Source organism: Pacificibacter sp. (genome assembly GCF_039769035.1).
GTDB lineage: Bacteria > Pseudomonadota > Alphaproteobacteria > Rhodobacterales > Rhodobacteraceae > Celeribacter.
Map to the genome: position 1 here is coordinate 1 of NZ_JBDMZG010000125.1, position 13,348 is coordinate 13,348.

At 56.1% G+C, this 13,348-nt stretch carries 12 protein-coding genes; 9 read left to right on the forward strand and 3 right to left on the reverse strand.

What is annotated here, in order from left to right; genetic code table 11:
• Positions 1 to 58: 58 nt before the first annotated feature.
• From ABF287_RS11110 to ABF287_RS11140, 7 genes are all read left to right on the forward strand, one after another.
• Complete coding sequence (locus ABF287_RS11110; RefSeq protein WP_347185073.1) at positions 59 to 1,546, forward strand: family 43 glycosylhydrolase; 1,488 nt, start codon at positions 59 to 61, stop codon at positions 1,544 to 1,546.
• A gap of 10 nt (positions 1,547 to 1,556) precedes the next feature.
• Positions 1,557 to 2,630, forward strand: a complete 1,074-nt coding sequence (gene fba / locus ABF287_RS11115; RefSeq protein WP_347185074.1) for a class II fructose-bisphosphate aldolase — start codon at positions 1,557 to 1,559, stop codon at positions 2,628 to 2,630.
• Positions 2,627 to 3,475, forward strand: coding sequence for a PfkB family carbohydrate kinase (locus tag ABF287_RS11120; RefSeq protein ID WP_347185075.1), 849 nt, complete (start codon positions 2,627 to 2,629; stop codon positions 3,473 to 3,475). Before fba ends, ABF287_RS11120 begins: the two co-directional genes overlap by 4 nt.
• Positions 3,468 to 4,112, forward strand: coding sequence for an AAA family ATPase (locus ABF287_RS11125; protein WP_347185076.1), 645 nt, complete (start codon positions 3,468 to 3,470; stop codon positions 4,110 to 4,112). Before ABF287_RS11120 ends, ABF287_RS11125 begins: the two co-directional genes overlap by 8 nt.
• Before the next feature lie 78 nt (positions 4,113 to 4,190).
• Complete coding sequence (locus ABF287_RS11130; protein ID WP_347185084.1) at positions 4,191 to 5,408, forward strand: ROK family transcriptional regulator; 1,218 nt, start codon at positions 4,191 to 4,193, stop codon at positions 5,406 to 5,408.
• 14 nt (positions 5,409 to 5,422) lie between these two features.
• A complete protein-coding gene (locus tag ABF287_RS11135; protein WP_347185077.1) occupies positions 5,423 to 6,178 on the forward strand; it encodes an ATP-binding cassette domain-containing protein in 756 nt (251 codons plus the stop codon).
• A gap of 11 nt (positions 6,179 to 6,189) precedes the next feature.
• Entirely contained in the window at positions 6,190 to 7,194 is a 1,005-nt protein-coding gene (locus ABF287_RS11140) for an ABC transporter permease (protein WP_347185078.1), read from the forward strand.
• A 325-nt stretch (positions 7,195 to 7,519) separates the two neighbouring features.
• Here ABF287_RS11140 and ABF287_RS11145 read toward each other — a convergent pair whose 3' ends face one another.
• Positions 7,520 to 8,530, reverse strand: coding sequence for a LysR family transcriptional regulator (locus tag ABF287_RS11145; protein ID WP_347185079.1), 1,011 nt, complete (start codon positions 8,528 to 8,530; stop codon positions 7,520 to 7,522).
• 20 nt (positions 8,531 to 8,550) lie between these two features.
• On the opposite strand from ABF287_RS11145, the gene ABF287_RS11150 reads away from it, so the two are divergent.
• Positions 8,551 to 9,438: a hypothetical protein gene (locus tag ABF287_RS11150; protein WP_347185080.1), complete on the forward strand. Its 888-nt coding sequence runs from the start codon at positions 8,551 to 8,553 to the stop codon at positions 9,436 to 9,438.
• Positions 9,438 to 10,670, forward strand: a complete 1,233-nt coding sequence (locus ABF287_RS11155) for a Xaa-Pro peptidase family protein (protein ID WP_347185081.1) — start codon at positions 9,438 to 9,440, stop codon at positions 10,668 to 10,670. The genes ABF287_RS11150 and ABF287_RS11155 overlap by 1 nt, the downstream gene beginning before the upstream one ends.
• A 517-nt stretch (positions 10,671 to 11,187) precedes the next feature.
• On the opposite strand, the gene ABF287_RS11160 is transcribed toward ABF287_RS11155, so the two are convergent.
• A complete protein-coding gene (locus ABF287_RS11160; protein ID WP_347185082.1) occupies positions 11,188 to 11,616 on the reverse strand; it encodes a diol dehydratase small subunit in 429 nt (142 codons plus the stop codon).
• Positions 11,616 to 13,348, reverse strand: a 1,733-nt coding sequence (locus tag ABF287_RS11165) for a propanediol/glycerol family dehydratase large subunit (RefSeq protein ID WP_347185083.1), incomplete at its 5' end; no start/stop codon positions are given. The genes ABF287_RS11160 and ABF287_RS11165, both read right to left, overlap by 1 nt.

The window sequence follows — 13,348 nt, forward strand, 5'->3', positions numbered from 1 at the left end:
GCTCCCGACCACAAAGGTCGGGAGCACCACCCAATCAACTAATACTTGGAGGTCCGCGATGAGACTATTCGGCTATGCTCCCGAAAGAGGTGCCGCTGCTGGCGATACCATGCCCTTTTACCATGATGGAAAATGGCACCTGTTCTTTTCCCAGCCCCCCGTCGGCGCATGGGAATATGTAGAGCGCGCCCGGGTCTCAACGGCCTACTTGCAGTCCGATGACCTGGTGAACTGGAAAGTTATGCCCGATGCGTTCGGCCCCGGTGCACATGGGGATTGCGATGGTGATGGCATCTGGACGGGCTCGGTTATTGAGCACCACGGTGTCTTTCACTTCTTTTACACGGGCTACAATCGCCAGTCTGCCTCGCCGCAAACGATCTGCAAGGCGACCTCAACTGACATGAAAACTTGGGACAAATCCGGCGGCAATCCCCTAATCTCGCCTGATCCGCAATGGTACGAGACCGTCGATTGGCGCGATCCATTTGTTTACCGAGACGAAAACGCTGGTTGTTTCAAGATGCTGATTTCGGCGCGCCTGAAAGAAGGCCCGCAGTTTCGTCGTGGCTGTGTGGCAATTGCCACGTCCCATGATCTGGAAAACTGGGTGGTCGGTCCTCCGCTGGCCTCTTCAATGTTGACCCATTGCCCGGAATGCCCCGAAATCTTCAAGCTGGGGGATTGGTGGTATCTGGTGGAGAGCCGCTATTCGGAACGGATGCAAACGCTTTATCGGGTTGCAAAGTCGCCCGACGGCCCTTGGGAAAGTCGCAAGCTCGACAGCCTTGATGGGCGCCGCTTTTATGCCGCGAAATCCGCCAGCGACGGTGATCGCCGTTTCAGTTTCGCCTGGATTCCATTCCGTAAACACCACGGCCCAAAGCGTAGCTGGGTCTGGGGCGGAGAACTGGGTAGCCCGCGCGAATTGCTCTCTTTGCCTGACGGAACGCTGGTCAGCCGCCTGCCACAAGAGGTGGATGATAGCTACGACACATCTGTCGAACACGAGGTTCGCCCGATGCTTGGTGACTGGACCAACGGCGAAAACCCGCAGTGCGACGCCACCGGCACCTATGCATACGCGTTTCTGGATGGCCCGGACCGTGATGACGTGTTGCTCGATGTTGTAATTGAGCCCACTGCCAACACCGAAGCTGTAGGCATCCTGCTCGAACCGCGGGGCGGTGATCACCTCGACAGCGGGTATAGTCTCGCCATCGAGCCGATGAAGGAACGCGTGGTTTTTGATCGCTGGCCTGCCGCAATGGACCCGCTTTGGGACAGTCTGGTTCTGAACGAACGCCACGGGATCGAAGTCAGCCAAGAAATCGATAGCCCATTGGTCGAACGCCCATTGGCCTTTACGCCCGAAGATGGACGTTATCGCGTGCAGATCCTGCGTAACGGGTCTGCCATCGAGTGTTTCGTGGCGGGACAAGTGGTCGCCTCGTTTAGAGTCTACGATATCTCAAACACGGATGCTTGGGGGCTCTTCGTTCAAGAAGGCGCCGCGACATTCCATGACCTAAAATTCCGAAAGTGAAGCCAAACACATGCCTTTAATAACCCTCCGACAATTGCTTGATCACGCTGCCGAACATGGCTACGGCGTGCCTGCTTTCAACATCTCAAACATGGAACAAGGTCTGGCGATCATGAACGCAGCGCGTGCTTGTGACGCGCCGGTGATCTTGCAAGCCAGCCTGAATGTACGCAACGTTTATGCCGGGGATCGGATGATCGTCGGCATCGTGGAAGCGCTAGCCGAGATGTACCCGGACAATCCTATCTGCCTTCATCAGGATCATGGCCACAATGAACAGGCCTGTGTGAGTGCTATTGGTGCGGGATTCACCTCGGCGATGATGGATGGTTCTCTGATGGAGGACGGCAAGACACCTGCGAACTATGCGCATAACGCGGATATAACGGGACGCGTGGCGCAGATCGCCCACTGGATAGGCGCGTCGATTGAGGGAGAGCTAGGCGTGCTCGGCTCTCTGGAGACAGGCGAAGCCGGCCAAGAAGACGGATCAGGTGCAGAAGGCAAAATGGACCGCGATCAGCTTTTGACCGATCCAGACGAGGCCGCTGCGTTTGTTAAGGCGACCAAAGTTGACGCGTTGGCGATTGCATGTGGGACGTCTCACGGAGCTTATAAGTTCACCCGTGCACCCGATGGCGACATCTTGTCGATGGCCCAAATCGAGGCGATCCACAAACGCCTGCCCGAAACGCATCTGGTGATGCATGGTTCCAGTTCTGTACCGCAATACTTGCAGGACGTGATCAATGCCCATGGTGGCGAGATGCCACAAACATGGGGCGTGCCAGTTGAAGAAATCGAACGCGGCATTCGCCATGGCGTTCGCAAGGTCAATATCGACACTGATTGTCGGATGGCGATGTCGGGGGCAATGCGCCAGTTTGCGCAGGAAAACCCGCAGTCCTTTGATCCGCGCGCGTTCATTCTGGCAGCGATGGAGGAACTTGAAACTCTGGTCCGTGATCGGTTTGAGCGTTTTGGAACCGCCGGACAAGCGCACAAAATCAAGCCAATTACAGTGGCCGACATGGCAAAGCGTTATGCAGAGGGCGCGCTTGATCCACGTGTTGCCGCGGCTTGACCCGCGCGCTTTTCATAGGTCGGTCCGTGCTGGACGTCATCGCGCTGGTCGAGGATTTTCCCGGCCCGGACGGGAAGACCAAGGCGCTGGCAAATGATCTGATACCGGGTGGATCATCGCTGAACGCCGCTATTGTGTTCTCGCATCTGGGTGGCGATGCGACCTTGGCAACTTCTATGGGTGCAGAGGGGCTTGTTCGGGACTTTTTGACCGATGACTTGAAAAAATACGGCATCGATCTGCGCGACATTTGCGATGATCCCAGCTATCATATCCCACTATCGACGGTTGTTTCGACACGCAGCCTCGGTGCGCGAATGATCGTCAACGGTGCGCAGGATGACTGCAGCCGCTTAAAAGATGGACGTGATCTGTTCGCAAGTGATTACAACCTGATCCAGCTGGATCAATATGAGCACCCCTTCGTCGAACAGAATTTTGACGACATCCGAGCCTTTGACGGTCCGGTAATTCTAGATGGGGGAAGCTGGAAAGAATGGTCGCCCGATTTTCTTCGGCTTGCCGATGTGCCTGTCGTCTCGGAAGTATTCCTTCCCGAAGGACCCCATGCATTCGCCGAGATGTGTAACGATCTCGGGCTATCGCGATGGGCCATTACACGCGGGACAAATGGCGTGATTTGGCATGATGGCGGCTCATCGGGTGAAATTCCGGCAGTTTCGGTTGCCGCGGTCGATACGCTTGGCGCTGGTGACATCTTCCACGGCGCATTTTGCCATGCCTATGCCCAAACTGGCAAATTTGTTGAGGCCTTGAACAGCGCCAACCGGATCGCCGCGAAGTCCTGCGAATTTACCGGCACTCGGAGCTGGATGCGTGTCTGAGTCCATTCGCACATACGCGGCCTTGATGCAGATTATTTCCGCTCGGATCGAAAGCGCGGACCCGCCTTTTCTGATCGGTATCGCGGGACCACCTGCGACAGGTAAATCCACACTGGCAGAACGGCTTATTACCGATCTGAACGCCGTCGGGACAAAAGCATGCTTCTGTCCCATGGACGGATTTCACCTGACCAATGCACAACTGGAAGCGCAGGGCCTGCGCGACGCGAAGGGTCGCATCGAAACGTTTGATGCAGACGCCTTTGTCGCAGCTGTCCAGCGCTTGAAGGACAGAACTCCCTTCTGGTGGCCGGTTTATTCCCGCCAAAGGCATGATCCCATTCCCGAAGGTACCAGCATTTCCGGGACTGAGATCGCATATGTCACCGAAGGAAATTACGTGCTTTCGCAAGCAGAGCCCTGGCGCGCGGCAGGCGACGCGCTTGACCTGCGCATCTTTGTCGACGCACCGGATGAGGTCCTTCGCCAAAGACTTTTAAACCGGCACCAGAAAAGCGGGCGGTCGCAAAGTGAGGCGCTTGAAAAGATCGATCGCACTGATATGCCAAACGCCCAGACCATCAGAAACGAACGACAGGTCGAAGACATTCTGTTCTACGAGCGCGCAGATGACTGATCCCGGCCATCAATTCATTGTAACTTGCAAGCAACTCGCAGTATGCTGGAAATATCAGCTACTTGGAGGGTGCGGACAATGAGGGCGACACAAAAAGGATTGTCGATTGAAGGCGTACAGGGCCACAATCGACAGGTCATACTGAAAGCACTTCACGACCTCGGGACATGTTCGCGCAAGGACATCAGCGTGATGTCAGGACTTGACCAAGCGACAGTTACACGCGCCATTGGCCCTCTAGTGGACGACGGAATTGTAGAAGAGGTGGGCCTTGTCAAAGGGGGGCGCGGCAGGCGGTCGATCAATCTCGATTTTTCCGCAAGCGGGCGGCATATCCTGTGCTTGCGACTGCAAAGACGCAGCTTCTCAATCGCCGGCTTTAATCTGCGTGGAGAACCCGTCGAGCCGGAAGAATTTCCGATTCCAAGGGGGCAACCCGCTGCCGCGACATTCTCCGATATTGCGCAGACGATGGAGCGGCGGATCTCAGGTTTCAAGCAGATTGATGGTATCGGTATCGCGGTACCCGGACCATTTCTTGAGCGCGATGAACGTGTCATTCTGATTACCGAAAGCCCCGAGTGGCAAGGTTTTGATCTGATTCCAGAGCTTCGGTCGCGTTTCCCTAACATACCATTGCATTCCACCCACGACGCAAAGGCTGCAGCACTCACCGAATGGCGGCACACCGCGCGTACCAGCGGGGCGAAAGTCCTGCTCTATGTCTCTGCCGGTCAGGGCATCGGCTCGGCCCTTGTTGTCGGCGGTGAAGTTTACCGAGGAGCGCTCGGTCTGGCGGGCGAAATGGGCCATATGTCAATCAAGGTTGATGGCCCACAATGCAAATGTGGAAATACCGGTTGTCTTGAAATATTTGCCTCTCGAATTGCACTTCTGCGAGCCATTCACGAACGGGCGACGGCTCGCCTGACCAAAGATGCCACATTCTCGGACGTGGTGGATGCCTATGCAGATCACGACCCGGTTGCGACCGAAGAAGTAAACAAGGTCGCGCGCTATCTGGCTCAGGGCATCACCAACTGCATCAATTTCGCGAACCCGGATCTAATCGTCATTGGCGACGAATATGCCTTGCTGGGTGAGCCGTTTTTGAACGCAATCAAACGCCAAGTGGAAAGGGCGGTCCTTCCGAGCGTGTACCGCTCGGTCGACATCGAACTCAGCGGTTTGACCGAAGACACCGTGCTCAAAGGCACGTTTCTTGACGTGTTTTCACAGGCCTATTTGGGGCCGGCGCGAGAAACTCAGGACAAAGTCACCAGCGATACTGGGTGACAGGGAGAATGGAAATGGATGGATCAGACACAGCACCACTTTTGACGGTGGAACACGTGACGAAATCCTTTGGTGGTGTGCAGGCCATGCGGGATGGGTCATTTGACCTTAAACGCGGCGAGGTTGTTGCGATTGTCGGCGGAAACGGAGCCGGCAAGTCGACTCTGGCCAAGATTGTGTCCGGTGCCCACGTGCCAGATAGCGGACGCATCTGCATCAAAGGGGTCGAGGTTTCACGAGCAGATCATAGCGTGTCTCATATGCAGGCCAGCGGGATCGAAGTCGTCTATCAGGACCTTGCGCTGGTTCCCAATATGACTGCCCCCTACAATCTGTTTCTTGGCCGTATTCCCCGAAAGTGGGGGCTGTTCGTTGACGAAAAAAAGATGCGTGCGAAGACGCGCGAGGTACTGAAGCAACTCAACGTCACAACAGTTCAAGACCTGTCTCAGCCGATTTCATCGATGTCGGGTGGGCAGCAGCAAAGCATCGCCATCGGCCGCGCCATCGCCTGGGGCAGCGACATTGTCATTCTTGATGAACCAACCGCGGCCTTGGGCCCCAATGAAACCGGCGAAGTGGAGCGATTGATCGAGGATGTCCGCGATCAACACGGCACATCATTTATTCTGATCAGTCACAACCTTGATCAAGTGCGGCGCTTAGCCGATCGGATCATTGTCACCCACCACGGCGTCACATCGCGTGAATTCAAACGTGACGAAATCACTTCAGACCGGCTCGTCAAAGCCATCACACTGGGCGAATGAGGAGAAACACCATGTCAGATACCACAACAACAGCCAAACCATTCATGCATCCTGAGAGGGTTGAGAAACTGCGAGACTATGTGCCCTTCATCGCCATCGCATTGGTGATCTTGATGTTTTGGGCCATCTCGGGCGACCGTTTTATGTCCGTACGTAACTGGACATTCATTGCCCAGCAAACACCGGTTTTGTTGCTGCTTGCCTTTGCGCAATTGATGATTGTCACGACCGGGTCGATTGATATCTCCATCGGCTCAAGCTTGGCCTTTTCGGCCTTCTTAGGGGCTCTTGGGATGCTTTGGTTTGGTGATGCCGGCCTAATCCTCGGTGTCCTTGCCGGCGGGTTTGTCGGCATGGTCAACGGCTGTATCATCTCGCTTCTCAAGATCCCGTCCTTTGTCACGACGCTGGCCATGCTCATCATCGTCCGCGCGCTGGTCATCATCATGTCTGATGGGACATCGATCTATATCACGTCGGATAGCGGGGCTTCCGGGGGCAATATTTCTTCGGTGGCGGCACCTTGGCTGCTTTCGATGGGTAAGTTCCCGGCAATCTTCATCCTTGCGGCAATCGTTTCGCTTCTTATGTGGGCGTTCTACGAGAAAACCGTGTTTGGTCAGCAATTGCGCGCCGTCGGCGGCAACGAGAAAGTGCTGCGCCTCGTGGGGATCAATGTCACGACCTTCAAAATTAAAGTGTTTGCAGCCGCCGGGTTGATGGTGGGCCTCGCGGCCTGCATCAACCTGGCCCGCGCCGGAGCGGCCACACCGCAGGCGGGAATGATGATGGAGCTCGACGCCATCGCCGCAGTCGCACTTGGAGGGACGCCCCTTACCGGCGGGTACGGTAGCGTCATCAAGACAATTATCGGTGCGCTGACTCTTACGATTGTTCGAAACGGACTAACAATCGCCGGTGTGCCACCATCCTGGAGTCAGGTTGCCTTGGGCCTGTTGCTGATCGCAGCCATCGCGATTTCACTTAACCGTAGCAAGATTGATGTGGTGAAATAGGAGTGAGCCAAGCTAGCGGCGTCAAACTGTATTCTGATGCTTGTCCAAATGGGGTTTGCATGCACAAATACCGTGCGCAACCTACGCCAGTTTTGCGACCCAATCAGCAAGGCCTGCGCCTTACGTTCCGCTCTCAAAGCGGACGTAAGCGCACCTTGCAGCATCGGTAACCTTGGGCTCAGACCCGACCTTAGCTGCGCGGCCCACCAAGGGCCGCTAAGGGCCGAAAGACGCCGTGGTGTGTCAGTCGCAAACATCACGAGGCTGATTTGTCAGTCTCATGCAGGTTTCCACTTACACAGTCTAAACTCCTTGGGTTCACGGCCTAGGCACGAATGCCGTAGGGCGGGTTGTTGTGAAACCAGTCCGCTAAGGCTTTGGACAAAATGGCTTTCGGCGCATCGCTTCCTAAACCTGATTTAGTTATGGCACGCCAAGTGATCCCTAACCCGTCTGGCGTGGCGCGAACTGGAACCAGCTTGCCTGATTGAAACTGCGGATGGATAGCCCAATGGCTCAAGATGGAGATACCAAAGCCCGCTTTCACAAGCTCGCAGATTGCTTCAACAGAGCCAATGTTTTCTTCGCGTGGAGGCAGCACATTTTCCGGTGTCCAGATGCGATCGGTCTCGTAACCGGGCTGTCGTACAAGTGAGTATGTCAAAAACGGATCGTTCAGAAAGTCGTTGCCATTGACATATTTCCTTTTTGCGAGCGCATGGCCTAACGGCACAACTGCAACCAGTTCATCTTCGAAGAGGTCAACCGCATCCAACTGTCCCGGCAATACTGAGTCAGGCGAGATCACCAGATCGATCCGCCCCTTGGTGAGCGCATCAAACGGGCTTTGAGCGCCCTGCGTTTCTATCTCAATCTCGATGCCTGGATGTGTATCGCGAAACCACGGTAGGAAATTTGGCAACCAGTGGAAAGCAGCATAGACCGCGACCGACAGCCGGACCACATGGCGAACACCTTCGGCAGAAGAAATCGCGACACGCTCAGATTGCTGGATGTCCTCTAAAATACGCTCTGCGGTCTGGGTCAGAATGCGTCCCGCCAAAGTTGGACGCAGGTTGCGCCCTTGCTTTTCATATAGCTGCATACCCAACCGTCTTTCCGCCTCGCGAATGCGGTGAGTCAATGCAGACGGTGTAATGAGCAGCGACCGCGCAGCATCGGCCATTGATGCACAGCGCGCGACTGAGACGAGCATCTCAAAATGTCGCAGAGAGAGGTAGCGCGATATAATTGAATCCTTTTCAAGTTTTCGCTGAGTATTTGGAAATTGTTTGAAGCAATAGTCAAGCGTTACGTTCTCTGAAGCAACACACATTTTGCAAAGGAGAAAACGACATGACCTTGGACACCACCCGAGATGCAGCAAACGAAACGATGCCACGCGATGGCATGAGCATCATCGACACAGATCGGTATCCGCTGGATCAGCCCGACTCTGACGCGTTGCAACAGGAGATCACACAGGCACGTGCGGGGCTGGAAAAGGACGGCTGTGCGCGGCTGTCCGGGTTCATCCGGCCAGAAGCGCATGCCGCACTCGCGTTTGAGACCACCGCCCTTTCACCGCTCGCCCTGCACAGCAGTGAGGAATATACCCCTTATGGTTCCGGTCCTGATGATAGCTTTCCGACAGATCACCCACGACGCCGTGCCCACCGCACCACCAGTGGCAGCGTGACACGTGACCTGATCCCGACGGATGGCTTGATCCAACAAATCTATGGCAACCCCTATCTGATTGCATTCATTGCCGCTTGCCTGTCAGCGGAAGAAATCTATCAGTTCGCCGATCCGATGCGCGGGTTGATCATCAATTCGATGGATGAAGGAAACGTGCTGGGATGGCATTTTGATGCCAATGAATTCATCGTTAGTCTGATGACACGCCGCGCAGACGAGGGTGGGATGTTTGAGTATTGCCCGGGTATTCGCGCGCCCGGAAATGAAAATTTTGAGGACGTGAAGGGTGTGTTGGACGGCAAGCCTGATCTGGTCAAAAACCTCGACCTTCAAGTTGGTGATCTGCAACTCTTCAAAGGGCGTTATTCGTTGCACCGGGTGAACCAGATTGAAAAGGGCGCGCGTCACACCGTAATTTTCGGATATGCTCGACAGCCTGGTTTCATTGGCAGCATCGCGAGCACTATGAAGGTCTACGGACGCGTTATGCAGGAACATATTGATGCCGAACACGCGCGCCAGACTGACGGATTGGCAGACTGATGGGGGGTTTTGAACGCGAGCCGGTGCCCCAAGCCGATATGTTGGGGCAAGACGCCGATTGGCACCGTAGGCTTGATCTGGGGCGCGTCGCGCGGTTGAAAGCAAAGTTGCTGGAGTACGATTGCGCGGCGGGGCTGTTTTATGATCCCGTTAACATCCGATATGCCACCGGCACCACAAACATGCAGGTCTATTCCCTGCATAACCCCTGCCGCTATGCTTTCGTGGCCGTCGAAGGTCCAGTGATACTGTTTGAATTCAGCGGTTGCGAATTCATGGCCGATGGCCGTGCGGCGGTGGACGAGGTACGCATTGCGCAGGCATGGTATCACTTTGCTGCCGGACCGCGCCTGATGGAATTCGCGCAATCTTGGTGCGCCGAGATCGTGGATTTGATGAAGACCCATGGTGGCGGCAACCGCAGGTTGGCAATCGACAAGATGGACCCGACTGGGACCCATCTTTTGGAAGCAGCCAACATTGAAATTGTCGACGGCTTTGAGGTTGCACATATGGCACGGCTGATCAAAACACCCCAAGAAATCGACGCGGTGCGCCAATCCATTGATGTTTGTCAGGAGGGTGTGCGCCGGATGATTGCGGCGACGAAACCGGGCATGACAGAAAACGCCATCTGGTCGATCCTGCACCAAACCAACATCGAACTTGGCGGCGAATGGATCGAGACGCGGCTGCTGAATTCTGGGCCGCGCACCAACCCGTGGTATCAAGAGGCCAGCGAACGTGTTGTCGAAGAAGGCGACATGATCTGTGTTGATACCGATCTTATCGGGCCGCACGGCTATGGCGCGGATTTATCCCGCAGCTGGACGGTGGGCGACAAGAAACCCCGGGGCGAGCAACGCCGCCTGTACGCATTAGCGCACGAGCAAGTGTTGCAAAATTGGCAGCTTTTCATGCCCGGACGCAGTTTTTTTGAACTGGCTGATCTGGCCTACCGGATGCCCGAAAAATACAAGGCGTTCGAACAACCCGCCATCGCGCACGGCAGCGGATTGTGCAACGAGTTCCCATTGCTGATCCACTCTGACAAAATACGTGCAAAGGGGCATGACGGCATTCTTGAGCCGGGCATGGTCATCTGCGTCGAAAGTTATGCCGGAGCCCCCGGTGACCCAGAAGGCGTCAAGTTGGAACAGCAAATACTGATCACCGAAAGTGGACCAGAGTTACTGTCAGACATGGGATTTGACGAGGAGCTACTGAGCTAAGAGGCAGAGCCCTATTGTTGCAGTGTCTTGCAGCAAAATCCGTGGGCCACGGTCCGTGTTCCTTGCAAATCAGGTACTTGGTCCACGGATCTTGGTAAAATGGTGCCCAGAAGAGGGGTTCGATGCCTTACCAAAGACCTTGGTCCGAGTGCAATCATTGCAATAACAGCATGTTAGCAATCCACGAGCACAACGCAAGTGCCTTGTTTTGGTACACCCAGCGGTACCACGATCCAAGGACCGAGGAGCACGGATCACCGGCAGGGGTTACTGTACCAAATCGTTACGGTTCAGCTGCAATCGGCGCCAGTGGCCCCCCCAATCATAGGGCCCCGCGTCTCGGACCACGGGCCTTTAGTGTTAGCGTTGTAAATTCATTCGGCTGTACATTTCTATTCACGCACCAATTTCAAGCTTAACCGTGCCGCTGCTCTGGCTGAATGGCGTCAACTATTGAGCGCATAGATTCAGGCTGCGACAGCAATCCGATGCGAGTTCTCATTTGTCTGACAGCACCTTAATAACGCTTTTGGAAAAGACCTCTCATTTCGTAGAAACGCGAGGCTTCCGCAATAAAATCCGCCAACAGGGGCGCATTCAGTTCGTCTCTCAACTTTTGCGCCACATCTAGAAGGCTGTCTTTTGAAGCGGCCCGGCCGGGGCGTAGCAACTCGTAAATAGCCATGACTTCGTCCTGTGGAATCTGTGCCATCTCTGCTGCGCGCTCAAAGTTTCTGGCGAGCGTGGAGCGGCCTACTGACTCGGAAATCTGGGCCTGCTGTTCCAAGGCCCGAGGTGTGATACGTAAGTCTTCCATACTGATGTCGCCGCTTAGCACGGCCTCCATTGTCAGCGAAGATAGAGCCTTGCCGCGATTTCCTATCACCTCATCAGGCTGGGTTTCGGCGATGGGGTAATCGCTGGCGGTGAGCGGTGTGTCAGCCATCAGCTGTCCTCCAGAAACGTTATTGTCAGGTCCTCGGGCGTAGCACCGTCTTCCGTCATGTCTGTTTCGATCGCATAGATCAGCGCCACGCGGGCATGGAATCGCGCGCCCAGAGCTTCGCCATTGGTTGGCACGACAACGGGTTCTGGCAGCTTGCCCCTGGAATAGACCGTCGCGTTGAATCCCATGTTTTCATAGTGCTCAAGCGTGGTGACCGGGGCGTTTGAGAACAGCTCGAGATTGTTATGGGGCAGCCGGTCTTTCTGGTGAATGACCGCGGTGCCTTTCGACTGGAGGCCAATGCCCAAGCCCGACCCGGACAGCCGCGCCGCGCTCAGGCCCAGAAAGGACGTGTCCGCCGTGTGCCAGAAGCGGACAAGGCGCAGGGTGCCGCCGCCGCGCTCGATCCCGGCTTGCAGGGCGCGCAGCACGGCGCTCAGTCGATGGCTCGCCAAGGTTCGGAAGATCTTTGAACCAAAGCCGGGGCTGACACCGACAACGATTTCCTTGCGCTCAGTACCGAGATCGGCTGTGCCCATGGTCTGATAGCGGATTGCTTTGGCTTCACCCATCTCACTCGCCGCTTCGGCACGCAAAACCTCGTCGCGATCAAGAACGTCACGGATGGCAGCGAGTTCTTTGCGGCGCGCTTCGGACAGCCGATAACCCGTGCCGGGGCCGCTATAGTCATTGGGATCGTTGATTGCGCTGATCACACAGCCATCACGCACCACGGCGGAGGTTTGAAGATAGTCACCAGACACCCGCAGCTTGACCAGAAAGAGCAGGTTTTCCGCCTCGGCCCGGAACCCGCCGCGATGCAGCGACCGGATGACATCGAGAACCGTAACCCCGTCTGCGCTGATCTTGTTGCTGATCAGCCCCACGTCGCGGGTTGCAAACGTGTCGGTTTCATTAGACCCCGAGGCCACGGCGACCGAGCGTTTCATCACCTCTGTCGCCTCGGCCAGCCCTAGATCCTTGAGCACATGCGAAAGCGCATCGATGGCGCGGCGGCGCAGGTCGAGCGCGCGGGCATCCTCAACCGAGGTCAGCCCGCCATCGGCTTCGAAATCCCGTTGCAGGACAAGGAATTCCTCAAGCTCTTCGCCGTTGAACGACGAGGGATTGAACGAGTTGTCATACTTCAAGATCGAGCCGAAGCCCGAGCAAATCAGGTCGGAGCCGCCAATCAAGTAGGGCAGCACCTTGGCCGCCACGCGCATATCCGATTCCGAATGGCGCGCATCATTGCCTGAGGCACATTCCAGATCGAGCCAGACCGCGATGAGGTTCTCGGCCATGATCTCGCGCACGCCGCCGGGCATCGATGCAGCCAGCGGCGCGCCGTCGATCCCGCCGTTTTGCGTGCCCTGCGATCCCATGCCGCGTTGCAGGCACAGGCAGCGCGCTTCGAGATAAAGCAGCGATTTCGATTCGTGAAATCCCATCAGCAATTCGGCGGCCGCGCCTGACGTGCAGCGCATCTTGATCCCGCGCGAGGCATAGGCAGCCGCCAGCCAGGCCTTGGACCAGGGTGTGTCGTCACCGTCGATAAACGCGCTTTCGGTGCCGTAGACCGAAACCGTCTCGGCATAGGAGGTGAACCCAGCCATGCCGATCTCGAGCTCCTCGGCTTCCTCGCTGGAGCATTGAAATAGCGTTCCGGCCCGGCCCACGGCGGAGCCGACGCAACAGGCCAATGCGTTCGACCACGAATTGCGCGCGACAC